We start from the raw sequence: 24,673 nt of genomic DNA on the forward strand, positions 1-24,673 counted from the left end.
GCCGCGGGCGCCTCGGCCATCCCGGCTTGCACCCCCCCGCCCCGGCGCGATAAAGCAGGCGGCACTGTAGTCCGTCTCGGAGCCCGCGTGTCCCGCTACCTTGCCCCCCTGCTCTTCGGCCTGATCGGTGCCGGCATTCTTGTCGGTCTCGGCCTGTGGCAGTTGCAGCGGCTGGACTGGAAGCTGGGCGTTCTGGACGACATCGAGGCCCGCATCGCCGCCGATCCCGAGCCGCTGCCGGTGATGGTCTCGCCCTCCGAGCAGCGCTACCAGCCGGTGTCGCTGAGCGGCGAGATCCTGCCCGGAGACGTCCGCGTTCTGGTCAGCCGCAAGATGATCGGCGCCGGCTACCGCATCGTGTCGCCCTTCCGCACCAACGACGGCCGGCTGGTGCTGCTCGACCGCGGCTTCACCGGCGCCGACAACAAGGATGCGCGGCGCCTCACCGGCCCAGCCGAGGTGCTCGGCAACCTGCACTGGCCCGACGATCGCAATTCCTCGACCCCCGAGAACGATGTCGCCGGCAACATCTGGTTCGCCCGCGACATCGGCCAGATGGCCGACGCCTTGCAGACCGAACCGCTTCTGGTCATCGCCCGCGAGATCTCTCCCGGCGACCCGCAAATCGAGCCGCTGCCGGTGGACACCAGCGGCATTCCCAACGATCACCTGCAATATGCCCTGACATGGTTCTCGCTCGCCGTGGTGTGGCTGTTCATGACCGCCTATTACATCGTGCGGCTGAGAAAGACCGGAGAGACCTGATGCGCTACATCTCGACCCGCGGACAGGCGCCCGCGCTGAGTTTCGAAGACGCCATGCTGTCGGGCCTCGCCCGCGATGGCGGCCTCTACGTGCCCGAGACCATCCCGGCCATGTCCGCCGAGGACATCCGGGCGCTGCACGGGTTGAGCTACGAGGAAACCGCCTTCCGCGTGATGCGGCCCTTCGTAGGCGACGGCTTCACCGACGAGACCTTCGGCGATCTGATCTCCAAGGCCTATGCCGGCTTCGGTCACAACGCGCGCGCGCCGCTGGTGCAGCTTGCGCCGGGGCATTTCCTGCTCGAGCTGTTCCACGGCCCGACGCTGGCCTTCAAGGACTTCGCGATGCAGCTCATCGGGCAGCTCTTCGAGGAGGCGCTGACCCGCCGCGGCGAGCGCGTCACCATCGTGGGCGCCACCTCGGGCGACACCGGCTCGGCCGCCATCGAGGCGTTCAAGGGCCTCGACGCGGTCGACGTGTTCATCCTGTTCCCGCATGGCCGCGTCTCGGAAGTGCAGCGTCGCCAGATGACCACCCCGACCGAGGCCAACGTGCACGCGCTGGCGCTTAACGGGCATTTCGACGACTGCCAGGCCAAGCTCAAGGACATGTTCAACGATTTCGCCTTCCGCGACGACGTGCGGCTGGCGGGCGTGAACTCGATCAACTGGGCGCGGGTGCTGGCACAGGTGGTCTATTACTTCTCTGCCGCCGTCTCGCTCGGCGCGCCCGACCGCAAGGTGAGCTTCACCGTCCCCACCGGCAATTTCGGCGACATCTTCGCCGGCTACATCGCCAAGCGCATGGGCCTGCCGATCGACCGGCTGGTGGTCGCCACCAACCAGAACGACATCCTGCACCGCTGCCTGTCCTCGGGCGATTACCAGACCGCCGAGGTGTTCCCCTCGATCTCGCCCTCGATGGACATCCAGGTGAGCTCGAACTTCGAGCGCGCGCTGTTCGATGCCTATGGCCGGGACGGCAACGCCGTGGCGCAACTGATGGACGAGCTGAAATCCGGCGGCGGCTTCCACGTGAGCCAGGGCGCGCTGCAGGGCCTGCGCGAGCATTTCGAAAGCGGCCGCGCCTCCGAGGAAGAGACTCTCGCGACGATCCGCAAGGCGCATGACAGCATGGGCGAGCTGCTCTGCCCGCACTCCGCCATCGGCGTGAAGGTGGCCGACGAGCACCGCGACCCGGCGACGCCGATGGTCACGCTGGCCACCGCCCACCCGGCGAAATTCCCCGACGCCGTCGAGCAGGCCAGCGGCCTTCGCCCGCCCCTGCCCGAGCGCATGGCCGATCTCTTCGACCGGCCCGAGCGCGTCACCCGGGTGGAAAACGATCTTTCCGCCCTCGAAACCCTGATCCGGGAGCGTATCAACAAGTGACTGTCGAACTGACCACCCTGAAGAACGGCCTGCGCATCGTCAGCGAGCGCATGGACGGGCTGCAATCCGCCTCGATTGGCGTCTGGGTCACCGCCGGTGGCCGCAACGAGCGCATCGAGCAGAACGGTGTGGCGCATTTCCTTGAGCACATGGCCTTCAAGGGCACCAAGACCCGGACGGCGCTGCAGATCGCCGAGGCGATCGAGGACGTGGGCGGCTACATCAACGCCTACACCTCGCGCGAGGTCACGGCCTATTACGCGCGCGTGCTGGAAAACGACACCAAGCTGGCGCTCGACGTGATCGCCGACATCCTGCGCAACCCGGTCTTCGACGAGCGCGAGATCGAGACCGAGCGCCACGTCATCCTGCAGGAAATCGGTCAGGCGCTCGACACGCCCGACGACGTGATCTTCGACTGGCTGCAGGAGCGCGCCTACCAGAAGCAGCCGCTGGGCCGCACCATCCTTGGCGAGGAGGCCAACGTGCGCGGCTTCGGCAGGGGCGATCTCGAGACCTTCGTCGACGAGCATTACGGCCCCGAGCAGCTGATCATCTCGGCCGCGGGTTCGGTCGATCACGAGGCGCTGGTCAGCCAGGCCGAGGCGTTGTTCGGCGACATGGGCTCGCGCAAGGCCAAGGACCCCGAGACCGCACGCTTCACCGGCGGCGAGATCCGCCGCGAGAAGCAGCTCGAGCAGGCGCATTTCGCGCTTGCCCTCGAAGGGCCCGGCTATCGCGATCCGGGGTTCTACACCTCGCAGATCTATTCCATCGCGCTTGGCGGCGGCATGTCCTCGCGGCTGTTCCAGGAGATCCGCGAGAAGCGCGGCCTGTGCTACACCATCTTCGCCCAGAGCGGGGCCTACGAGGATACCGGGCTGATGACGGTCTATGCTGGCACCAGCGGCGACGAGCTGGCAGATCTTGCCCATCTCACCATCGACGAGATGAAGCGCGCCGCCGACGACATGTCCCCCGAAGAGATCGCCCGCGCCCGCGCCCAGATGAAGGCCGGGCTGCTGATGGGGCTAGAAAGCTCGTCGTCGCGGGCCGAACGCATGGCGCGCATGGTGCAGATCTGGGGCAGCGTGCCGCCGATCGAGGACACGGTCGCCAAGATCGACAACGTCACCACCGGCGACGTGCGGCTCTTTGCCGAGCAGATGGCGGCCTCGGCGCCGGCGGCGCTGGCGCTCTACGGCCCGGTCAGCAAGGCCCCCGACCTCGCCGCGCTGCAGGCACGTCGAGCCGCCTGATGCTCGGACGGCGGCGCAGGTTCCGGCTCGACACCGAGCGTCTGGTGTTGCGCCCGCCGCAGCACGGCGATTTCAACGCCTGGGTCTCGCTGCGCGTCGAGAGCCAAGCCTACCTGACGCCCTGGGAGCCATCCTGGGCGCAGGACCACCTCACCCGACGCGCCTTCACCAACCGGGTCTACTGGTCCACGCGCTCGATCGCCGCGGGCACCGCGGTGCCGCTGTTCCTGTTCCGCCGCGAGGACGAGCAGCTGCTGGGCGCCATCACTCTCGACAACATCCGCCGCGGCCCGGCACAATCGGGGGTGCTGGGCTACTGGACCGGTCAGCCCTTCGCCCGCCACGGCTACATGCGCGAGACCATCGCGGCGCTGGTGCACCACGCCTTCGAGCGGCTCGACCTGAGCCGCATCGAGGCCGCCTGCCTGCCCGAGAACGTCGCCTCGCGCGGGCTGCTGGAGCGCTCGGGCTTCAAATACGAGGGCGTGGCCCAGAGTTACCTGCAGATCAACGGGCGCTGGCGCACCCACGTGCTCTATGCGGCCCTGCGCGGCGACCGGCGGGGCAAGACGCAGGTCGGCTGACCGCGCCCCGTCCCGCCTGCCCGCGCTTTGGGCAGTGCGTCGTTCGGTTGCACGCGCAGCCTGACCTTACGTAAATGTCAGATGGCAGGGCGGCGTTCCCTGCTAGGCTGGTCTCACGCAACAAGGAGACCCGCCCATGCTGCGCCATGCGCTTGCCCTCGGACTTGCCCTTTTCGCCACGGCCCCGGCCCTGCAGGCTCAAGAGGCCCGCCAGCCCTCGCACTGCATCGCCATCGCCGACGCAGCACCGGGGCTGCAGTACCTCCACAGGGCCGCTTATACCGACCCGGTGCCGGAGTACTCGGTGCGCATTCGCTACCTGTCGCACGCCAGCTTCCTGATCCAGACCCGCGGCGGGCTCGACGCGGTGACCGATTACACCGGCTTCATCGGCACCACCGATCTCGTTCCCGACATCGTCACCATGAACCACGCCCATTCCACGCACTGGACGGCCAACCCCGACCCCGAGATCCCGCATGTCCTGCCCGGCTGGGGGCCGTTCGGCGAGGGCATCGAGCACCATCTCGACCTTGGCGAGATGCTGGTGCGCAACGTCTCGACCGACATCCGCTCGGCGATGGGCGGCACCGAACCGCGCGGCAACTCGATCTTTGTATTCGAGGTCGAGGGGCTCTGCATCGGCCATCTCGGCCACCTGCATCACGAGCCCAATGATGCGCAATACGCGGCGCTGGGGCGGCTCGATGTGCTTATGGTGCCGGTGGATGGCGGCTACACCATGTCGCTCGACACGATGATCAAGGTGGTCGACCGGGTGAAAAGCTCGATCATCCTGCCCATGCACTGGTTCTCGGGCTACTCGCTCGAGGCCTTTATCGCGGGCGTGTCGGACCGCTTCCTGATCGATCGGCGCAGCGGGCCGGAGATCACCGTGAGCCTGCGCGACCTGCCCTCGCGCCCGACCGTCGTGGTGCTGCAGCCGGTGCCCCTGCGGGAGTAACGCTGCGCCCCTTCTGACCGGCGCCCAAATCTTTCTGCGAAAGATTTGCCCCGCGCCCCACCGGCGCGCCCCTTGGCTTCGGGCGGAAAATCGGCACAGTCGGCGCCGAAAGGACCCTGCCATGCCGCTGATGCCCGCCGACGACACCTTCGCCGAGACCCTTGCCGCCCGCCTGCCCGACAACACCCTGCGTCGCGCCGAGCCGCGCTATCTCGAGGAGCCTCGCGGTCGCTGGACGGGCAGCTCGCAATGGGTGGCCCTGCCCCGCAGCGCCGAGGAGGCGTCCACCATCGTGCGCGCCTGCAACGCGGCGCGCGTGGGTCTCGTGCCCTATGGCGGCGGCACCGGGCTGGTGGGCGGACAGGTGGCCCAGGACGGCGTCGCGCCGCTCCTGGTCTCGATGGAGCGCATGGCCGCCGTGCGCGCGCTCTATCCCCGGGAGAACGTGCTGATCGCCGAGGCCGGCGCGGTCCTGGCTGACGTGCAGGCGGCGGCGCTGGCGGAGAACCGGCTCTTTGCCCTGTCGCTGGCCTCCGAGGGCACCGCGCGCATCGGCGGGCTGCTCGCCACCAACGCCGGCGGCGTCAACGTGCTGCGCTACGGCAATGCCCGCGAGCAGGTTCTGGGCCTCGAGGCGGTGCTGCCGGACGGCACGGTCTGGAACGGGCTCAAACGCCTGCGCAAGGACAACACCGGCTACGACCTGCGCCACCTGCTGATGGGCGCCGAGGGCACGCTGGGGCTGATCACGGCCGCCGCCCTCAAGCTGTCACCGGTGCCCGCCGCCACCGGCACCGCGCTCTTCACCGTAGAGAGCCCCGCCGCCGCGCTCGACCTGCTGGCCATCGCCCGCGAGCAGCTTGGCGAGGGGATCAGCGCCTTCGAGCTGATCTCGCGGCAGGGGCTGGATTTCCTGACCGAGGCCCTGCCCGAGCTGCGCCAGCCCTGGCCCCGGCCACCGGAGTGGTGCGTGCTGGTGGAGCTTGGCCTCGCGCGCGGGCTCGACCCCGCGGCGGCGCTGGAAGGGCTCTTCGCGACCGCGCTCGAGGCCGGGCTGGTGAGCGATGGGCTGGTGGCGCAGTCCGAGCTACAGCGCGCCGCGTTCTGGGCGCTGCGCGAGCGCATCCCCGAGGCCAACAAGGCGATCGGGGCGATCTCGTCGCATGACATCTCGCTGCCGCTGGGGCTGGTGCCGGAGTTCATCGCGCGTGGCGCGCCGCGGCTGGCGAAGGTCGGCGACTTCCGCATCAACTGCTTCGGCCATCTCGGCGACGGCAACCTGCATTACAACGTCTTCCCCCTGCCCGGACGCCGCAAGGAGGACCATGTCCACCAGCGCGACGAGATCAAGCGGACAGTGCATGACCTGGTGCACGAGATGGATGGCTCGGTCAGCGCCGAGCACGGCATCGGGCGGCTCAAGGTCGACGATCTCGAGCGCTATGGCGATCCGGCGAAGCTCGCGGCGATGCGGGCGATCAAGGCGGCGCTCGATCCCAATGGCATCATGAACCCCGGCGCGGTGCTGCGCGGCTGACAGCCGCCGTCGCGCGCGTGGGACAGCGCAAGATTTTTCGTACGAAAAATCTTGGCCCGCGTCAGTTGGCCGAGATCCGGAACACGCACCCGTCCGAGATCAGTTCGGGCGGCGTCAGGCACAGGCCGCGCGCCACGCTGAATGCCGCAAGCACCTTGGGCACGTAGTCGCGGGTCTCGGCATAGGGGGGCACCCCCTCGTGCCGCGGAATGGAGTTCTCGCCGGCATTGTAGCCCGCGAGAACCATGATCGGGTCGCCGTCGAAGGTCTCCATCAGGAAATCGAGGAACGCCACCCCGCCCTGGATGTTCTGCGCGGGGTTGAGGGAATCCGCGACCCCGAAGCGCGCCGCGGTCGCGGGCATGAGCTGCATCAGCCCCTGCGCGCCAGCGCCGCTCACCGCATCCGCCCGGCCCGAGGACTCGACCGCCATCACCGCCAGCGCCAGCGCCGGCGACACGCGGGTGCCCACCGTCGCCTTGAGCAGCTCGACACCCCATGACGACGCCATGCTCTGAAGGTCCTGCAGGCGCGGGGCGGCGACGCCATAGCCCTGCGGCGGGGTCGAGAGCTTAATCAGGGTCGGCTCGAGCCGGCCGGGGCCGCTGTCGGCCAGCGCCGGCGAGACCGCATCCCAGAACCAGCCATAGGAGCCCGGGCCGCTGGCGCGCCCGGAGGGCACGGCCACCGCCGCCTCGGAGGCCGGCAGCGCCTTGGGCGTCATCGGAGCGGGCGCGATCTGAACCGTGATGCGACGCGTGGTGCCGGGCTTCGGCGGCGTCACCCGCTTGGCCGAGAACTCCGGGAACGGCGCCGGTTGCTCGGCCGGGGCGCCCCCCGCGCCCATCAGGGCCACGAGAACGGTGGCTGTCATCATGCGAAACATCGTCGGACCTGCCTCTGGTCTCTAAGCTTTTGCAGCAGTGTCTCACGCGAGGGCCCCCCGACCAAGAGCTGCGCCGGGTTTCGCTATCGGGCCGTGCCTTTTTCGCCCGCCCCTCCAAAACACCCGTAAAACGGGAAACAAAGGGTCGGAAAATCCCTTTAGATTTCATTAAGATGAACGTGCCAGATTGTTTCCATCTCGCTCGTGAAAACAAACCAATTGCGCCAAATTCGTGCCCGAATCCGGGGACTATAAGCGTCATACCGCAACGGACGGGGCATGAGAGACACCCCAAGGCACCGTCGCGGTGAATGAGTAACCTGAGACCAGTACTTAGATTTCGGAGAGAGACATGCTGAACTTCATCAAAACCTTCCGCGCAGACGAAGACGGTGCCGTGACGGTGGACTGGGTCGTTCTGACCGCAGCCGTGGTTGCCATGGCGATTGGTGCCTACACCACCATCAAAGACAACTCCGACAACATGATCAGCGCCGCGGGCAACGCCATCGCGGCCGAGCAGGGCAATCTGTTCACCAACTAAGTCGGACGCCCCGGATCTCTCGCCCCCGGCCCGTCTGACGGCCGGCGGGCAGAGCCGCCCTTGTTCATTGCTTTAACGAGTTTTCCCTGCAGAGGGGGTCAGATGATCCAACAGCTCAGGCGTTTCCTGGACGAGGACAGCGGCGCAATCACCGTCGACTGGGTGGTTCTTACCGCGTCGGTCGTGGCGATGGCGGCGATCTCGTTCTACCAGATCCGAGACAACAGCGCGAACCTCGAAGCTGCGGCGGGCAACGCCGTCGCGCAGGAACAGACGCGGCTCTTCCCGGAGTGATCCCTCAAGGTCAGCCCTGACACTCCCCCGGCCGCTTCGACCCGAAGCGGCTTTCTTGTTTCAGGCCCGCCCTCGCCTGCATTGGCGACAGCGCCCCGCAACGCGCTGCGAGGACGGCCCGTTCAGGTCACATTCCGCCGCTGGCGGTGTGGACCAGGTTCAGAGTTCGCCCCGGTCCAATGGCGGCCCGGAGACAGGCGACAACCCGAAAGGTAACACGTATGCGACTGGTATTCGGACTTGTCCTTCTGGCAGGCCTCGCGCTCGCGGGCTTTGCCGTTCACCTCGCCCAGAAGCAGTTCGGCGCCTATCAGAGCGCGCTGCAGCAGGAACGCCAGAAGGCCGTCGAAGCGGTGCCGACCGGCCGCATCTATGTCATGACCCGGCCCATCGCCCGCGGCGAGATCCTGACCCCGGACGCCGTCAAGCTGGCGCCCTGGCCGATGGAAATCATGCCCGAGGGCATCTTTACCGCGAAGCGGCCGCTCTTCGTCGAGGGGGAGGCTCCGCGCGTCGTGGTCCAGGCGATGGACAAGTTCGACGCGGTGCTTGACGGACGCGTCAGCGAACCGGGCGGCGATGCCGGCCTGACCTCGCGGCTCGAGCGCGGCGAGCGCGCCTTTGCCATCAAGGTCGACGTGGCCACCGGCGTCTCCGGCTTCCTGCGCCCGGGCGACCGGGTCGACGTCTACTGGACCGGCCGGGTGCCCGGCAACGATCCCGGCATGATCCAGGGCGACGTGACCAAGCTCATCGAAACGGGTGTGCGTCTGATCGCTGTCGACCAGACCGCTGAATCGGCGACCGCAAGCCCGACGACCATCGCGCGCACCGTCACCGTCGCCATCACGCCGCAACAGGTGGCAGGTCTGGCGCAGGCGCAAAGCACCGGACGGCTGTCGCTGTCGCTGATGGGCGCCAATGACGAGACCGTCGCCGACGTGATCGAGGTCGACCAGCGCGTTCTGCTCGGCCTCGTCGAGCAAACGCCGCAGGCTGCGGCGCCGAAGATTCAGTCCTGCTCGACCCGGGTGCGGCGCGGCTCGGAGGTTGTCGACATCCCGATCCCCTGTACGAACTGAGCCTTTTCAGTCGTTTGAGCCGGGGCGCCAGTTGGCGCCCCTGTTTGCATCGCGTCTCAAGACACACCGCGCTGTTGCCCGCACCCCACATCATCACCGCGCCTGAAGCCGTTGATTCTTGCAAAGAATCCTAAACTCCCCCAAAGTCGGCGGAAATGTGGGCAGAAAAGACCCGCGTCCGAGGCGTGATCGAGAGGCAGGTCACATGACATTCGAAACGACCCTGAAGGCAGCCCTGCTCGGGCTGACCCTGGCCGCGAGTGCGGTGGCCCCGGCAAGCTGGGCCGACAGTCTGCGCGTCGTGCGGACCGGCACCGAAAGCGTGCTCAGCGTTCCGATGAACCGCGCCGTGGTGGTCGAGAGCGACTCCCCCTTCGCCGAGCTTTCCATCGCGAACCCCGCCATCGCCGACATCTCCTCGCTGTCCGACCGCACGATCTATGTGCTGGGCAAGACCCCCGGCACCACGACGCTGACCATCCTCGACGCAAACGGCCGCTTGATCACCAATGTCGACGTGCGCGTCGCCGCCGATGTCACCGAGTTCAAGGAACGTCTGCGCCAGATCCTGCCCAACGAGCCCATCGAAGTGCGCACCGCCAATGACGGCATCGTGCTGTCGGGCACGATCTCGAGCGCCCAGAAGCTGCAGCGCGCCCTCGACCTTGCCGAGCGCTACGCCCCCGAGCGGGTCTCGAACCTGATGAGCGTGGGTGGCGTGCAGCAGGTGATGCTGAAGGTGCGTTTCGCCGAGATGCAGCGCTCGGTCGCGAAGAACCTGCGCTCGTCGCTGTCGGTGACCGGCACGCTGTTCGGCAACGACGAGACCTCGCTCGCGACCCAGACCGGCACCCTGCTCGGTCAGTCGGACGATTCCCGCATCAATGTGAGCGACAACACCGAAGGGGCCTTTCTGCTGGGCTTCAACAGTGGCGCGCTTCAGGTGGGCATCCTGCTCGAAGCGCTTGAATCCAAAGGCATTTCGCGCACCCTCGCCGAACCGAACCTGACGGCGCTGTCTGGTCAGGAAGCGCGCTTCCTCGCCGGCGGCGAATACCCGGTGCCGGTGTCGCAGGAGGATGGCACCACCACCGTCAGCTACAAGCCCTTCGGCGTCGAGCTGAACTTCGTGCCGCGCGTGATCGATGGCGACCTCATCAACCTCGAGCTCGAGGCGGCGGTCTCGTCGATCGACACGGCGAACGGCATCACCTCCGGCGACATCACCATCGACGCCTTCCGGCGCCGCGAAACCTCGACCACCGTGGAGATGCGCGACGGCGAGAGCTTTGCCATCGCCGGCCTGCTGCAGGACGATTTCCGCGACCTCAATGGCCAGGTGCCTTGGCTCGGCGACATCCCGGTGCTGGGCGCCCTGTTCCGCAGCGCCGAATACGCGCGCCAGCAATCCGAACTGGTGATCATCGTCACCCCGCATCTCGTCACCCCGACCCGGGGCGAGGTGCTGGCGCTGCCCACCGACCGCGTGCGCCCGCCGACCGAGAAGGACCTGTTCCTCTACGGTCGGACCGCCTCCGACAGCCGCAGGCCGCAATCCGGTGGTGCGGCGGAAGTCGCTAAGCAGGATTTCACCGGCTCCTACGGCTATGTGATGGACTGAGATGAGGACGGCTGAGATGACCGGGCGCAGCAAGATGATCAGGGTCGGCCTCGCGGGCCTTGGCCTCTCCCTCCTCACCGCCTGCGGTGCCTCGAGCCAGTGGGGCCAGGAAGCCGGGCGCGTGGTCGACAATGGCAGCTTCGGCAATGCCACGATGAACAACACCCAGATCCAGAACGGCGACCGCCGCTACGTGGTCGACCTTGGCGAGCGGTTCGCCAGGGAAGTGCCGACCATGGTCACCTTCCCCTTCAACAGCGCCCAGCTCGACAATGGCGCGCGCGCAACGCTGCGCGAACAGGCGAACTGGATCCGCCAGTTCCCCGAAGTGCGATTCCGCGTCTACGGCCACACCGACCTCGTCGGATCGCCCGCCTACAACAAGCGCCTCGGCATGGCCCGGGCGCAGGCGGCGGTCGCATACCTTGCGGCGCAGGGCATCTCGCGCGCGCGGCTCGAGGCGGTGGTGTCGTTCGGCGAGACCCAGCCGCTGATCGCCACCGGCGAGCGCGAGCGCCGCAACCGGCGCACCGTGACCGAGGTTTCGGGCTTCGTCGGCTCGCATCCCACGGTGCTCGACGGCAAGTATGCCCAGGTGATCTACCGCGAGTACATCCGCAGCGCCGAGCCGGCCTCCGGCCTCAGCGGCATCACCGGCGCCGAGATGTCCACCGATAGCTGATCGGCGCGGCCTGCGCCGGATCGTCCAGCGATACCCTACAATTTCGGCTTTTCGGCCCCAATGTCGCCTACATTCTGGGTGAATTTACCGTCAATGGGAGCGCTGTGCCGACCGAGTCGGAGCAGCACCCCGGCCCCGGGAACAGGCATGTGTGCTGTCTGACCTGCTGCGCCGGGTGTTCCGGAGACGGCACAGGATGACTGGCGAATGACGAGTATGACCGCTGTAAAGAGTAACCCGAGCCCGATCGTCGCCTGCACGATCAGCCGGAACGTGCAGAATTTCGACCTTCTCATCGAGGATATGGAAGCGCTGCTTGGCGAGGGCTGGGGCGATCTTGGCTTCGGCGAGGCGCTGGCCTTTCTCGGACAGCCCGACTCGCAGGATCTCGAGTTCTTCGCCATCGCGATCGACGGGGAGGACGAGGAAAACCTCGGCGTGCTCTCCGAGATCATCTGCGGCGCGAAGGCCTGCGGCATCCGGGTCGTGCTGATCGCCGAGGACGTGACACCGGCATCGCTGCACCAGCTTCTGCGCAGCGGCGCGGACGAGTTCGTGCCCTACCCGCTGCCGGAGCGCGAGCTGGCCTCGGCGATCGAGCGAATGCGCCGCGCGACGGAGGTGGCCACGGTCACTGAGCCGCGGGTGAAGCTCTCGGGCGACGGCGACGGTGTGCTGATCGCGGTGCAGGGCCTGTGCGGCGGCTGCGGCGCCACCACCCTTGCGGTCAATCTCGCGTGGGAGCTGGCCAACGTGGCCAAGGAGCGCGCGCCGCGGGTCTGCCTGCTCGATCTCGGCCTGCAGTTCGGCTCGGTTGCCACCTATCTCGACCTGCCCCGCCGCGAAGCGGTGCTCGAGATGCTGAGCGACGTTCACGCCATGGACGGTGAGAGCTTCGGCCAGGCGCTGGTGAGCTTCGAGGACAAGCTTCAGGTCCTGACCTCTCCCGCCGACCTCGTTCCGCTCGACCTGATCGGTCCGGACGAAGTGAAACGGGTCCTCGACGTGGCGCGCGAGCATTTCGACTACGTCGTCGTCGACATGCCGGGCGCGCTGGTGCAATGGACAGACACGGTGCTCACCGAGGCGCAGGTCTGTTTCGCGGTGATCGACCTCGACATGCGCTCGGCCCAGAACACCCTGCGGCTGAAGCGCGCCATGCAGGCCGAGGATCTGCCCTTCGACAAGCTGCGTTTCACCCTCAACCGGGCGCCGAAATTCACCGACCTTCAGGGCAAGAGCCGGGTGCGGCGCATGTCCGAAAGCCTCGGCATCCGCGTCGACGTGCAACTGCCCGATGGCGGGCGCCTTGTCGGGCAGGCCAACGATCACGGGCTGACGCTGGCGCAGCACGCGCACAAGAACCCGCTGCGCAAGGATATCGCGAAGCTGGCCGCCGAGCTCTACAGCATCGGCCAGTCCGAAGCCGAAGCCGCCTGAGCAGGAATCTGACACATGTTCTCACGTTACAAGAGGCCCTCGGCGAAGGGCGCGGCGCCGGCTGTCGACGTGGCCGAGGCGCCCGCCGCCACCTCCCCTGCCCCACAGGCCGCCCGGACCAAGGCGCCGACGACGCCGGCCACCCCGCCGCGCACGCCGCGCGTCCGGCCCGCCGAGGTCACCCCGCAGGACCGCGAGAAAAAGCGCAAGGAGCGTCTCGGCGACATCAAGCTCGAGATGCACCGGGTGCTGCTCGACAACCTCAACCTCGCGGCCATCGATCAGGCCAGCGAGAAGGAGCTGCGCGAGGAAATCAGCGCTATCGTCGCCGAGACGCTGCAGGACAAGGGCCTCGTGCTCAACCGCGAGGACCGGCAGACCCTCAATCAGGAGCTTTATGACGAGGTCAAGGGCCTCGGCCCGCTGGAATCCCTGCTGAAGGACGAGACCGTCTCGGACATCCTCGTGAACGGCCCGCACCAGATCTTCGTCGAGCGCGACGGCAAGCTGCAGGTGTCGGATGTCGCCTTCAAGGACGAACGCCACCTGATGCGGATCATCGACAAGATCGTCTCGGCGGTGGGTCGCCGGGTCGACGAGTCGAACCCCTATGTCGACGCCCGCCTCCCCGACGGCTCGCGCTTCAACGCCATGGTGCCGCCGATCGCGGTGGACGGCTCGCTCGTCTCGATCCGGAAGTTCAAGAAGGACAAGCTGTCGATCGACGACCTGATCCAGTACGGCGCCTTCACCGACGAGATGGCGGTCTACCTGCAGGCGGCGGTCGCGACCCGGCTCAACGTGATCGTTTCGGGCGGGACGGGCTCGGGCAAGACCACCACCCTCAACGCGCTGTCCTCGTTCATCGACGACAGCGAGCGCATCCTGACCATCGAGGACACCGCGGAACTCCAGCTGCAGCAGAGCCACGTGGGCCGCATGGAAAGCCGCCCGCCCAACGTCGAGGGCAAGGGCGCGGTGACCCCGCGTGACTGTCTCAAGAACGCGCTGCGGATGCGTCCCGACCGCATCATCGTGGGCGAGACCCGTGGCGAGGAGGTCATCGACATGCTGCAGGCGATGAACACCGGCCATGACGGCTCGATGACCACGATCCACGCCAACAACCCGCGCGACGGCATCTCGCGGATGGAGAACATGATCGCGATGTCCGGCGTCGAGATGCCGCTCAAGGCCATGCGGAGCCAGATTTCCTCGGCGGTCAACCTCATCGTGCAGGCCTCGCGCCTGCAGGACGGCTCGCGCCGGATGACCTCGATCACCGAGATCACCGGCATGGAAGGCGACGTGATCTCGATGCAGGAGATCTTCCGCTACCAGCGCGTCGGCCTGACCCCGGACAACAAGATCATCGGCCATTTCACCGCGACAGGCGTGCGCAGCCATTTCTCGGAACGCTTCAAGATGTGGGGCTACGACGTCCCGCCGTCGATCTACGAACCCTTCCGTCCGGAGTAACCTGTCATGTTTTCGGCAGAACTGATCATCTATGGCCTGATCTTCGTCGGCGTGCTCGTGCTGGTCGAAGGCGTCTATCTCGTGGCCTTCGGCAAGTCGATCAGCCTCAACAGCAAGGTCAACCGCCGGCTCGAGATGCTCGACAAGCACAGCAACCGCGAGGAGGTGCTCGCCAAGCTCCGCAAGGAGATGGACCAGCACATGAAGAGCAGCGGCCTGCCGCTCTACTCCCTGCTTGCGGATCGCGCCCAGAAGGCCGCGCTGGCCTTCACCCCGAACCAGCTCATCGCGATGATGGCCGGCGTGAGCGCCTTTGCCTTCGTCGCCCTCAGCATCGGCACCGAGGCCGGGCTCGGCGTGCGGGTGATGTTCGCGATCGGCATGGGCGTGGGCGGCGTGTTCATGTGGGTCAACGGCAAGGCCAAGAAACGCCTCGCCCTGATCGAGGAGCAGTTGCCCGACGCGGTGGAGCTGATGGTGCGCTCGCTGCGCGTGGGCCATCCGTTCAGCTCGGCCATCACGGTGGTCTCGAAGGAAATCAAGGACCCCTTGGCCACCGAGTTCGGCGTGATCGCCGATGAGAACACCTATGGCCGCGACATCGGCGAAAGCCTCAAGCACATGGCCGAGCGCCTCGACATGCAGGATCTGCGCTTCCTCGCGGTGGCGGTGTCGATCCAACAGCAATCGGGCGGCAACCTCGCCGAGATCCTCGAAGGTCTCGCCAAGGTGATCCGCGCCCGCTTCCGGCTGTTCCGCAGGGTCAAGGCAATCACCGCCGAGGCGCAGTGGTCGGGCAAGTTCCTGTCGGGCTTCCCGGTCGGCGTGCTGCTGGTGATCCAGCTGACCGATCCGCATTACTACGACGAGGTTCTCGACCACCCGTGGTTCGTTCCGGCCTGCTTTGTCGTCGCGGTGTTTCTGGCGCTGAACCTGATGGTCATGCGTATGCTCGTGAACATCAAGGTCTGAGAGGTCTGTCCCGATGATCGAAACGCTCAGCATCATGATCACCGACATGCTCGGCCCGGCGGGTCCGCTCATGGTGGTGGCCGGCCTCGCCTTCCTGCTGATCGTCGCGGCGATCCCGCTGATGCTCGTGAGCAAGCCCGACCCGATGGACAGGCTCACCAAGTCCGGCCGCGACCGGGTCGACGCCGAAACCCGGGCGATCCTGCGCGACAAGCGCAAGAACGCCAAGCTGAACAAATACGCCCAGTATCTCGAACCCAAGAGCGACAAGGAGCTTGGCGAGGTGCGCATGAAGCTGCTGCAGGCGGGTTACCGCAGCCGCGACGCCGTGCGAATCTACTACCTTGCGCAGATGGTGCTGGGGGTCGGGCTTCTGGTGGCTGGCCTGACCTACTACCTGATGGTCGTCGACGGCCCCGAGAGCACGATGCAGCAGAAGCTGATGTATATCATCCTGCCCGGTGCGCTCGGCTATCTCGCCCCGAAGTACTGGATCACCAAGCGAGTCGAGGAACGCAAGAAGCAGATCGAGGAAGGCTTTCCCGATGCACTCGACATGATGCTGGTCTGCGTCGAGGCCGGCCAGTCCCTCGACCAGTCGATCGTGCGGGTCTCGAAGGAGATGCGCGCCTCCTACGCGGCGCTGGCCGACGAGTTCGAGATCATCAGCCACGAGATGAAGGCCGGCAAGGACAAGGCCTCGGTGCTCAACGACATGGGCGAGCGCTGCGGCGTGGCCGACGTGTCGTCCTTCGTCACCGTGCTCAATCAGGCCTCGACCTTTGGCACCTCGATCGCCGACGCGCTGCGCATCTACGCCAGCGAGATGCGTGACAAAAGAGTCATGCGCGCCGAGGAAAAGGCCAACAAGCTGCCGACAAAAATGACGCTCACGACTATGATGCTCACCGTGCCGCCGCTGCTGATCATTCTGGTCGGCCCGTCGATCGTGAACATCACCAAGCTCGGAAGCCTCGGCTTCTAGGACCGCGCAACGGGGACGCCATGCGCCAAGGCCTGACCGCCTGCCTGACAGTTCTGATGCTGGCCGCCTGCGCGTCGGGTGACCGCGTCCTTCCCGAGGGCCAGATCTACGCCCCCACCCTCGACCCGCGTGGCGAGGCGGTGGACGGGCTGGTCGTCGGCCACCGGCTGATGCAGGCCGGGCAGTACGAGCTCGCGCTCGAGGCCTTCACCCGCGCCGCCGCCAGCCACGGACTGACCGCCGAGGTGCTGAGCTCGCTCGGCACCGCCAATCTCGGGCTCGGCCGGCTCAACCAGTCCGAGGCCCTGCTGCGGCAGGCTGTCGAGGAAGAGCCGGACTGGTCCGAGGCCTGGAACAACCTCGGCGTGGTCCTGATGGAGCGCGGCGAGACTGCCGAAGCGTCCGAGGTGTTCCGCCGCGCCTACGCGCTCGACAATGGCGAAAGTGACGCAATTCGGGACAATCTGCGCTTGGCGCTCGCAAAAATGGACGCCGCAAGCTATGGTGCGCCGAGGCAAGAAGACTACAAGTTGGTCCGCCGGGGCAGCGGCAGCTACCTCATCCGGTCGATCGACTGACGAGGCAAGAGCAGCAAAAAGGACGCAACAATGCGCCACCCCATCCTTGCGACCCTCTGCGCAGCAGGGGTGTTCGGACTATCCGCATGTGAAAAGACCATCGACAAGGACGCCGTCGACCGCGAGTTCACCGGCCTGAACGCCGTCGACGGGACCGGCCTCAACGATGTCATGCTCAAGGCCGCCGACCCGGCCGAGGCGGTGGTCTATTTCCAACGTGCCGAAAGCATGGACCCGGGCCGCATCGACCTGATGCGCGGCCTCGCCGCCTCGCTGGTGCGCGCCAAGCGCAATCAGGAAGCCACCATCGCCTGGGCCAAGGTCGTGGACCATGCGGACAGCACCAATGATGACCGGGTGGCGCTGGCCGACGCGCTGATCCGCAACAACGACTGGGACCGGGCCGAGCAGACCCTGAACTCGATCCCGCCGACGCACGAGAGCTACAAGCGCTACCGGCTCGAGGCGATGATCGCGGACGCCAACCAGAACTGGGACAAGGCCGACAGCTTCTACGAGACCGCGGTGGGCCTGACCACCAAGCCGGCCTCGGTGCTGAACAACTGGGGCTATTCCAAGCTGTCGCGCGGCGACTATTCCGGTGCCGAAAAGCTCTTCTACGAGACCCTGCGCCACGATCCCACCTTGTTCACCGCCAAGAACAACCTCGTGCTGGCCCGCGGCGCCCAGGGCAACTACAGCCTGCCGGTCATGCAGATGACCCAGGTCGAGCGCGCCGAGCTTCTGCACACGCTGGGTCTTTCGGCGATCAAGCGCGGCGACGTGCGCATCGGCAAGGGCCTGCTCGAGGACGCGATCGAGACTCATCCCCAGCATTTCGACGCCGCCGCCACGGCGCTCGCGGCGCTGGAACCGACGGTCACGAACTGAGCCGATGCTGTCGATTTCCGCCGCCGCCGCGACATGGTTCGCGCCGTTCGTGCTGCCGATCTGTCTTTATGTCTGCTTCACCGACATGCGTGAGATGCGGATCACCAACCAGGCCAACCTGGCGCTGCTGCTGGTCTATGCCGTGGTGGGGCTCTTCGTGCTGCCCTTCGACGCCTATCTCTGGCGCTACGCGCATTTCGGCATTGCGCTGGTGGCGGGGGTCGCGCTCAACGCCGGCGGCGTCATGGGCGCGGGCGACGCCAAGTTCATCGCCGCGGCGGCGCCCTTCGTCCACGTGGGCGACCTGCGCTTTCTGCTGGCGCTCGGGGCGGCGGTGACGCTCGCCGCCTTCATCGCGCATCGCATCGCCAAGCTGACCCCGCTGCGCCGCCTCGCCCCTCATTGGGAGAGCTGGTCGAGCGGTAAGCGCTTCCCGATGGGCGTGGCGCTCGGCGGCACGTTGGCGATCTACCTGATCTTCGGCATACTCTACGGCAAGTAGCGGGCGCCGGATCGGCTGGCGCTCCTTGCGCGAGATGCGACGCCATGCCCCTTCGCCTCCTCTGCCTCGCCTTGCTCGCCGCCTGCGGCGAGCGCATCGCGCCCGGCAGCGATGCCCGCATCCTGATGATGGGCGACTCGATGCTCGCCACCCATCGCGGCACCGGCCAGTCGGTGGGCGACGGGCTCGAGAGCCTGCTTGGCGAGGAGGTCATCGACCGCTCGGTGCCGGGCGCGCGGATGATCTATGTCTTCCCCCTCACCGGCAGCGCCGGGTTGCGCATCGCGGCGCAGTTCCGCGCCCGCCCGTGGGACTGGGTGGTGCTGAACGGCGGCGGCAACGACCTGCTCTTCGGCTGCGCCTGCGCGCTTTGCGAGACCCGCCTCGAGCGGATGATCTCGGCAGATGGCCGCGGCGGCGTGATCCCCGAGCTTGTGGCCGCGCTGCGCGCGACCGGCGCGCGCGTGGTCTATCCCGGCTACCTGCGCAGCCCCGGCCGCTGGTCGCTGATCGACGGCTGCCGCGACATCGGCGACCGCTTCGAGCGCCGCCTCGCCCGGCTCGCCGATCTCGATCCCGGCGTCACCCATGTCTCGCTCGCCGATCTCGTGCCCGAGGGCGACCGCTCTTTTCACGGTCCCGACCTCATCCACCCCTCGCCCAAGGGTAGCCGCGCCATCGCCGAACGGATCGCCGCCGTGATCGAGGACGCCCCGCGCCCCTGAACGACCGCACCGGCAATTGCGCCCTCCCGCGAGACGCCGCTGCAATTCCCAAGCCCGGCCAAGCTGTTGCCACAAAGCGGGCGCTTCTTCTCGGGCGACACTTCCGAGGGGGCCTTCGCAGATGAACATGGAACCAAGCGCCGTTCTGGCACCGCCCGCGCGCAAGCGGCTGGACGAGATGAAGCTGCCCCAGATCTTCATGCGCGACATCGCGCTGAAGACCCTGTTCCGTAAGAACACCAACACCGTGAGCGCGCTTGCCAAGGCGCTCTGCCTGCCGATCGGCATCACGCAGGAGCTGATCGACCTTGGCCGGTCGCAGAGCCTGATCGAGGCGATGGGCACACTCAGGTCGAGCAGGAACGGCAACGAGATGGGCTACCAGCTGACCGAGTCCGGCAAGGCCCGCGCGCTCGACGCGTTGTCGCAGTCGGAGTATTTCGGCGCCATGCCGGTCACGCTCGAGAGCTACCGGGAGCAGGTCAAGCGCCAGTCGATCCGCAACCTGCAGATCACCCGCGCCCAGCTGCTGAGCGCCATGGGCCATCTCGTGCTCCCCGAGGAGCTGATCTCGCATCTCGGCCCGGCGGTGAGCTCGGGGCGGTCGATCCTGATGTACGGCCCGCCCGGCAACGGCAAGTCGTCGATCTCGAACGGCATCCGCGACGCGCTGGGGGACAAGATCTATGTGCCCCGCGCCATCGAGTATTCCGGTCAGGTCATCTCGGTCTACGATCCCATCGTGCACAGCGCCGCCGAGGTCGCAGAGGACGACCCCACCCAGCTGCGCCGCACCAGCCGCTTCGACAGCCGCTACGTGCTCTGCGACCGCCCAACGGTGATCACCGGCGGCGAGCTGTCGCTGAACATGCTCGACCTCGTCTACAACCCCACGGCCCGCACCTATCAGGCGCCGCTGCAGCTCAAGTCGACCGGCGGCATCTTCATCGTCGACGACCTCGGGCGACAGGCAGAACCGCCGCAGGCCCTGGTCAACCGATGGATCGTGCCGCTCGAGGAATCCAAGGACATCCTTGCGCTGCAATCAGGCGAGAAGTTCGAGGTGCCGTTCGACACGCTGGTGATCTTTTCGACCAACTTCCATCCTAACGAGATCTTCGATCAGGCGGCGCTGCGCCGGATCTTCTTCAAGATCAAGATCGATGGCCCGAACCAGCAGGACTTCCTGAAGATCTTTGCACTCGTCGCGCGCAAGAAACGGCTCGAGCTCGACGAGGGGGCTTTGGTCTACCTGCTGCAGTCCAAATATCCGACGATCAACAATGTCTATGCCAACTATCATCCGGTGTTTCTCATCGATCAGATGATCGCGATCTGCAATTTCGAAGGCTGGCCCTACCGCATGACCAAGGAGCTGGTGGATCGTGCGTGGTCGAACATGTTCGTCAGGGACGAGGCCATCCTCAAGTGAACGCAGCCAGGCATTCTGGCGGCAGTGTCAGCCCCCACCGACGCCGCCCTCGGGGTGGCGTTTTTCATCGCGCAAGGCTGGCGCAGGGAGCGGCCGCCGAGCCCGGGCAAACATTTTGCCGAACGACGAAAAAACCGCCTTTTTCCGCTTGACGAGTCAGCCCCCCTGTCATACCCACCGCTCCACGGTTTGGCGGAGTAGCTCAGTTGGTTAGAGCAGCGGAATCATAATCCGCGTGTCGGGGGTTCAAGTCCCTCCTCCGCTACCAAATCCCCCTCGCTTCAAAACAGCCCTTCAACGCCCTCCGGACGCGTCTCACAAAGCGCGATCATTGGGGCTGCCCTCGCCGGTCTTGCCGCCCGGTGCAGGAGAAGCATGTTGACTCCTCCGGGCGTCCGCGCACCTTCACGCCATCGCCTCAAAGAGCGCCCATGACCGACCTTCATCTCTACGGACATCCCGACAGCGGCCATGCCTGCAAGGTCGCTCTGGCCCTCTCGCTGGCCGGTCTTGCACATCGCACGACGCGCATCGACATCTGGGCCGCGCCCGAGACCCGCCCGGCCGCGTTTCTCGCCGTGAGCCCCCTCGCCGAGGTGCCGGTTCTGGTGATCGACGGCACGCCGGTGTTCCAGTCAGGCGCGATCCTCATGGAGCTGGCGCAGCGCTACGCGGTGCTGGGCGGCGACACTTCCGAAGGCCTGCGCCGTGGCCGCGAGATCCTGATGTGGGAGGCCAACCGCATCGGCCTTTGCCTGCCGCAACTCAAGGAGGCGAGGCGCCCCGGCAGCGGCGGCCTTCCCGCCGATGTGATCGCGTGGCTCACCGCGCGGTTCGAGGTCGACCGGGCCAATTTCGACCGGCTTCTGGGCGAGGCCCGCTTCCTGCACGGTGAGGCTCCGGGCATCGGGGATTGCGCCGTCTGGGGCTACGTGCAGTGGCTCGACGAGGCCGGCGTTGCCCCCTCCGCCAAGATGCGGCGCTGGAGCGAGGCGATGCGCGCGCTGCCGGGCATGAAGTCGCCGGAGGCCTTCTTCCCCTCCTGAGTGCGCAGACGCCCCGCGGGCCGTACCCACGCGGTCCGCCGAAGCCTCTTTCAGAACGAAACCGCCCGGCGGGTCTGCGGACCGGCCGGGCGGGTCTTGCGCGTGAGAATGGCCGTTTCAGAGCCCCGGCAGCCAGAGCGCCAGCCCGGGGAAGGCCACGAGGATCAGCACCAGAAGCAGCGAGCAGCCGATGAAGGGCAGCGCCGACATGTAGATCTGGTGCATCGTGGTGCCCGGAGGCGCCACGCCCTTCATCACGAAGAGCAGCAGACCGAAGGGCGGCGTGGTGAAGCTGATCTCGAGTCCGAGCAGCATGATCAGGCCGAACCAGATCGGATCGAACCCCATCTGCGCCGCGAGCGGGAAGAAGATCGGCACGGTGAGCAGCATCATCGAGATCTGCTCCATGAACATCCCCAGGATCAGTAGCACGCCGAACATCACCGCCAGCATCGCAAGCGGCGCCAGCTCGAAGCCGGTGGCCCAGTTGATCAGCCCGCGCGAGCCGCCCGAGAACGCCAGAAGCTGGCTGAACGTGGCCGAGCCGAAGACGATGAGATAGGCCATCAGCGTCACCCGCAGCGCGCCTTTCACCGACTTGACCATCGCGTCGAAGCTCAGGCAGCGGAAGATCACCGCAAGGATCAGCACCCCCAGCGCACCGAAGGCGGCGGCCTCGGAGGGGGTGAAGACCCCGGCCACCATGCCCCAGACGGTGAACACCATTACCGACATCATCGGCAGGATGTCCTTGGCGATCAGCTTGAGCTTCTCGCGACCCGCGAGCGGCGCGACGTCATAGGCCGGCGCGGCCTCGGGGTCGATCCTCGTCTGGGCCCAGATCAGCACGATGTAGAGCCCCGCCAGCAGCACGCCCGGGATCACGCCGGCGAGCAGCAGCTGGCCCACGTCGATCTGCGCCAGCGTCGCCAGCAGCACCGCCAGTGCCGAGGGCGGGATGATGATCGCCAAGCCGCCGGTGCCGAGGATCGGACCGATGGACATGTGCTTCTTGTAGCCGCGCTTGCTCATCTCGGGCACCATCAGGCTGCCCAGCAGCGCGGTCGAGCCCATCGACGAGCCCGACAGCGTCGAGAAACCGGTGCCCCCGATCACGGTGACGTAGGACAGCCGCCCCGGCACCCGGCCGAGCAGGCGGTCGATGGCATTGAACATGCGCTCGCCCAGCCCGGTATAGAAGAAGATCTCGCCCATCAGCAGAAACAGCGGGATCGGCACCAGCGAGAACCGCGTCAGCGCGCCGAAGCCGTTGTCGAGCAGCTGGCTGATGCCGTTCATGCCGCCCATGAACACGTAGGCCCCGACGATGTTGGAGGCGAGGAACGCCAGCGCCACGGGCATCCCGAGGGCCATGAGACCCATGATCGTGCCCAGCAGAAGGGCCATGGCCCAGTACCATTCCATCATTCGTGGATCCCCGCCTCGCCCGAAAGCAGCATCCGGGGCCCGAAGGTGAACCGGGCAAACTCGATCGCCATGAAGCCGAAGCTGATCGGGAAGGCCAGCGTCAGGATCCATTTCGGCGTGTAGTAGGCGCGCACGTCGTAATCGTTGCGCGAGAGGTTCTTGGCCACGAGCTCGACGCCCTTCCATGCCAGCACCGCGCAGACCAGCACGCAGAGCACCGCGACCAGACGGCTCACGAAGCGCTGCCCCGCGGGCGACAGCCCGGCGGTGAAGAGCTCGATATGCACATGGCCCTTCTCGCGCACCAGCCACGGCGCACCCAGCATGGTCATGTAGAGCAGGCCATATTCAAGCGAGGTGAACAGCCACGCGAAGGGCTGCAGCCCGAGGTTGCGCATGGTCACCGAGACGATGATCGAGACCATCATCCAAAGCAGCAGCAGACCGGAGAGGATCGCCATGCCGGTCAGCACGTTGTCATAGGCCCGTGTCAGGGACTGCATGAGTCTTGCCTTTCAGGAAAGAAGGCGGCGCGGCCCGCAGCGGGGCCGCACCGGGGAGGCGTCACTCGCCGTCGTCGTAGAACAGGTCGACCAGAGCGTCGTAGTTGCCGGCGCCCGAGGGATGCGCGCTCATCAGCTCCTGCATACGCTCGAGCGTCTCGCCGCGCGCGGCGGCAAGGTAATCCTCGGCCGCCTTGCCCTCGAGGGTGACGACCTCCATGCCCTGCTCTTCCAGCGCGGCGAAATCCTCGTCGCGCTTTTCGCCCAGGGCTGCGGCAGACTCGGCCTCGTGCGCGATGGCGACCTCGGTGAGGATCTGGCGCGACTCGTCCGAGAGGCTCTCCCACTTGTCGAGGTTCACGATCACGCCGAGGTCGGTCGAGAAGAAGCACGGCTCGATGCGGTAGTTGAGGAACTCGTTCCACTTCAGGTCGATGAGGCCGATCTGGGTCCAGCCGGTGGCATCCACCACCCCGCGTTCGAGGCCGGAATAGACATCGGTGGTCGGCAGGTCGATCACCTGCGCGCCAAGATAGTCGCTGAAAAAGGCGTTGTAGACCGCGTTGCCGCGCAGCTTCAGCCCCGAGACGTCGAGGTTGCCCTCGGCGTCGAGCTTCGGCTCGTCGCGGGTCCAGAGATTGTAGCACACACCGCTGTCGAACCAGCCGAGGTACTTCACGCCCATCTTCTCCTGATGGATCTCGTCGATCAGGTCGAGGCCGCCATTCTCGCGCGCCACCGGGGCGGCGATGTTGGCGGTGACCAGCGCGTCCTTCTCGGGCACGGTGCCAGCGTAGAAAGAACCGGGGGTGTAGACCATGTCGACCACGCCGTTGCGCACCGCGTCGGGCTGCTGGAACATGCCGATGGCCTCGGGGCCGCCGCGCACGTCGATCTGCACCACGCCCTCGCCGGCCTCGTTGACCTTGTCGACGAAGCTCAGGAAGCTCTGCGTGTAGATCAGCGTCTCGGGGAAGGCGTGAACGGCGGAAAGCCGGTCTTCGGCCAGCGCCGTTGTCGCCAGCAGCATCGCGGCTGCACTGGCGAAGAAGGTCGTCTTCATGAGAATCTCTCCCTGTAAGG

25 protein-coding genes and 1 tRNA gene are annotated in these 24,673 nt (G+C 66.7%); 22 read left to right on the forward strand and 4 right to left on the reverse strand.

The window, feature by feature from the left end; all coding sequences use genetic code 11:
• Positions 1–87 precede the first annotated feature (87 nt).
• The 6 genes from LCM15_RS07970 to LCM15_RS07995 all read left to right on the forward strand — a co-directional run bounded on the left by LCM15_RS07970 (position 88) and on the right by LCM15_RS07995 (position 6,500).
• Positions 88–765, forward strand: coding sequence for an SURF1 family protein (locus tag LCM15_RS07970; protein WP_224855193.1), 678 nt, complete (start codon positions 88–90; stop codon positions 763–765).
• Positions 765–2,156: a threonine synthase gene (gene thrC / locus LCM15_RS07975; RefSeq protein WP_224855195.1), complete on the forward strand. Its 1,392-nt coding sequence runs from the start codon at positions 765–767 to the stop codon at positions 2,154–2,156. Before LCM15_RS07970 ends, thrC begins: the two co-directional genes overlap by 1 nt.
• On the forward strand, positions 2,153–3,415 hold the full coding sequence (locus LCM15_RS07980; RefSeq protein WP_224855197.1) for a M16 family metallopeptidase: 1,263 nt from the start codon (positions 2,153–2,155) through the stop codon (positions 3,413–3,415). The genes thrC and LCM15_RS07980 overlap by 4 nt, the downstream gene beginning before the upstream one ends.
• Positions 3,415–3,999 carry a GNAT family N-acetyltransferase gene (locus LCM15_RS07985; protein ID WP_224855199.1) on the forward strand — a complete coding sequence of 195 codons (585 nt, stop codon included), beginning with the start codon at positions 3,415–3,417 and terminating at the stop codon, positions 3,997–3,999. The genes LCM15_RS07980 and LCM15_RS07985 overlap by 1 nt, the downstream gene beginning before the upstream one ends.
• A gap of 136 nt (positions 4,000–4,135) precedes the next feature.
• Entirely contained in the window at positions 4,136–4,963 is an 828-nt protein-coding gene (locus LCM15_RS07990; RefSeq protein WP_224855201.1) for an MBL fold metallo-hydrolase, read from the forward strand.
• A gap of 121 nt (positions 4,964–5,084) precedes the next feature.
• Positions 5,085–6,500 (forward strand): FAD-binding oxidoreductase, encoded by a 1,416-nt coding sequence (locus tag LCM15_RS07995; RefSeq protein ID WP_224855203.1) that lies wholly within the window; start codon positions 5,085–5,087, stop codon positions 6,498–6,500.
• Between the two features lie 61 nt (positions 6,501–6,561).
• On the opposite strand, the gene LCM15_RS08000 is transcribed toward LCM15_RS07995, so the two are convergent.
• Positions 6,562–7,386 (reverse strand): lytic transglycosylase domain-containing protein, encoded by an 825-nt coding sequence (locus tag LCM15_RS08000; RefSeq protein ID WP_224855205.1) that lies wholly within the window; start codon positions 7,384–7,386, stop codon positions 6,562–6,564.
• Between the two features lie 352 nt (positions 7,387–7,738).
• Here LCM15_RS08000 and LCM15_RS08005 point away from each other — a divergent pair, with 352 nt between their 5' ends.
• The 16 genes from LCM15_RS08005 to LCM15_RS08080 all read left to right on the forward strand — a co-directional run bounded on the left by LCM15_RS08005 (position 7,739) and on the right by LCM15_RS08080 (position 21,659).
• Entirely contained in the window at positions 7,739–7,930 is a 192-nt protein-coding gene (locus LCM15_RS08005) for a Flp family type IVb pilin (protein ID WP_224855208.1), read from the forward strand.
• Positions 7,931–8,032: 102 nt separating this feature from the next.
• The gene (locus LCM15_RS08010; RefSeq protein WP_224855210.1) at positions 8,033–8,224 is read left to right on the forward strand and encodes a hypothetical protein; all 192 of its coding nucleotides are present in this window, start codon (positions 8,033–8,035) and stop codon (positions 8,222–8,224) included.
• Positions 8,225–8,445: 221 nt separating this feature from the next.
• Positions 8,446–9,306 carry a Flp pilus assembly protein CpaB gene (gene cpaB / locus LCM15_RS08015; RefSeq protein WP_224855212.1) on the forward strand — a complete coding sequence of 287 codons (861 nt, stop codon included), beginning with the start codon at positions 8,446–8,448 and terminating at the stop codon, positions 9,304–9,306.
• A gap of 205 nt (positions 9,307–9,511) precedes the next feature.
• Positions 9,512–10,927 (forward strand): type II and III secretion system protein family protein, encoded by a 1,416-nt coding sequence (locus tag LCM15_RS08020; protein WP_224855213.1) that lies wholly within the window; start codon positions 9,512–9,514, stop codon positions 10,925–10,927.
• Between the two features lie 16 nt (positions 10,928–10,943).
• On the forward strand, positions 10,944–11,609 hold the full coding sequence (locus LCM15_RS08025; protein WP_224855215.1) for an OmpA family protein: 666 nt from the start codon (positions 10,944–10,946) through the stop codon (positions 11,607–11,609).
• A gap of 207 nt (positions 11,610–11,816) precedes the next feature.
• Positions 11,817–13,049, forward strand: coding sequence for an AAA family ATPase (locus LCM15_RS08030; protein ID WP_224855217.1), 1,233 nt, complete (start codon positions 11,817–11,819; stop codon positions 13,047–13,049).
• A 15-nt stretch (positions 13,050–13,064) separates the two neighbouring features.
• Positions 13,065–14,528 (forward strand): CpaF family protein, encoded by a 1,464-nt coding sequence (locus tag LCM15_RS08035; protein ID WP_224855219.1) that lies wholly within the window; start codon positions 13,065–13,067, stop codon positions 14,526–14,528.
• A gap of 6 nt (positions 14,529–14,534) precedes the next feature.
• Complete coding sequence (locus LCM15_RS08040) at positions 14,535–15,500, forward strand: type II secretion system F family protein (RefSeq protein ID WP_224855221.1); 966 nt, start codon at positions 14,535–14,537, stop codon at positions 15,498–15,500.
• 13 nt (positions 15,501–15,513) lie between these two features.
• Positions 15,514–16,485 (forward strand): type II secretion system F family protein, encoded by a 972-nt coding sequence (locus LCM15_RS08045; RefSeq protein ID WP_224855223.1) that lies wholly within the window; start codon positions 15,514–15,516, stop codon positions 16,483–16,485.
• A 20-nt stretch (positions 16,486–16,505) separates the two neighbouring features.
• On the forward strand, positions 16,506–17,063 hold the full coding sequence (locus LCM15_RS08050) for a tetratricopeptide repeat protein (RefSeq protein ID WP_224855225.1): 558 nt from the start codon (positions 16,506–16,508) through the stop codon (positions 17,061–17,063).
• Between the two features lie 30 nt (positions 17,064–17,093).
• Positions 17,094–17,954: a tetratricopeptide repeat protein gene (locus tag LCM15_RS08055; RefSeq protein WP_224855227.1), complete on the forward strand. Its 861-nt coding sequence runs from the start codon at positions 17,094–17,096 to the stop codon at positions 17,952–17,954.
• A gap of 4 nt (positions 17,955–17,958) precedes the next feature.
• The gene (locus tag LCM15_RS08060; RefSeq protein ID WP_224855229.1) at positions 17,959–18,456 is read left to right on the forward strand and encodes a prepilin peptidase; all 498 of its coding nucleotides are present in this window, start codon (positions 17,959–17,961) and stop codon (positions 18,454–18,456) included.
• 44 nt (positions 18,457–18,500) lie between these two features.
• Entirely contained in the window at positions 18,501–19,181 is a 681-nt protein-coding gene (locus tag LCM15_RS08065) for an SGNH/GDSL hydrolase family protein (protein ID WP_224855231.1), read from the forward strand.
• Between the two features lie 121 nt (positions 19,182–19,302).
• The gene (locus LCM15_RS08070; RefSeq protein WP_224855233.1) at positions 19,303–20,613 is read left to right on the forward strand and encodes an ATPase; all 1,311 of its coding nucleotides are present in this window, start codon (positions 19,303–19,305) and stop codon (positions 20,611–20,613) included.
• Positions 20,614–20,804: 191 nt separating this feature from the next.
• Positions 20,805–20,881 (forward strand) — tRNA-Met (locus LCM15_RS08075).
• A gap of 163 nt (positions 20,882–21,044) precedes the next feature.
• Positions 21,045–21,659 (forward strand): glutathione S-transferase family protein, encoded by a 615-nt coding sequence (locus LCM15_RS08080; protein ID WP_224855235.1) that lies wholly within the window; start codon positions 21,045–21,047, stop codon positions 21,657–21,659.
• A 117-nt stretch (positions 21,660–21,776) separates the two neighbouring features.
• On the opposite strand, the gene LCM15_RS08085 is transcribed toward LCM15_RS08080, so the two are convergent.
• From LCM15_RS08085 to dctP, 3 genes are all read right to left on the reverse strand, one after another.
• Complete coding sequence (locus LCM15_RS08085) at positions 21,777–23,084, reverse strand: TRAP transporter large permease (protein WP_224855716.1); 1,308 nt, start codon at positions 23,082–23,084, stop codon at positions 21,777–21,779.
• Positions 23,084–23,590, reverse strand: a complete 507-nt coding sequence (locus tag LCM15_RS08090; protein ID WP_224855237.1) for a TRAP transporter small permease — start codon at positions 23,588–23,590, stop codon at positions 23,084–23,086. Before LCM15_RS08090 ends, LCM15_RS08085 begins: the two co-directional genes overlap by 1 nt.
• Positions 23,591–23,651: 61 nt before the next feature.
• Positions 23,652–24,653 carry a TRAP transporter substrate-binding protein DctP gene (dctP, locus tag LCM15_RS08095; RefSeq protein WP_224855239.1) on the reverse strand — a complete coding sequence of 334 codons (1,002 nt, stop codon included), beginning with the start codon at positions 24,651–24,653 and terminating at the stop codon, positions 23,652–23,654.
• Positions 24,654–24,673 lie beyond the last annotated feature (20 nt).

The organism is Salipiger bermudensis (genome assembly GCF_020171625.1).
In the GTDB taxonomy this organism is placed as follows: domain Bacteria; phylum Pseudomonadota; class Alphaproteobacteria; order Rhodobacterales; family Rhodobacteraceae; genus Salipiger; species Salipiger bermudensis_B.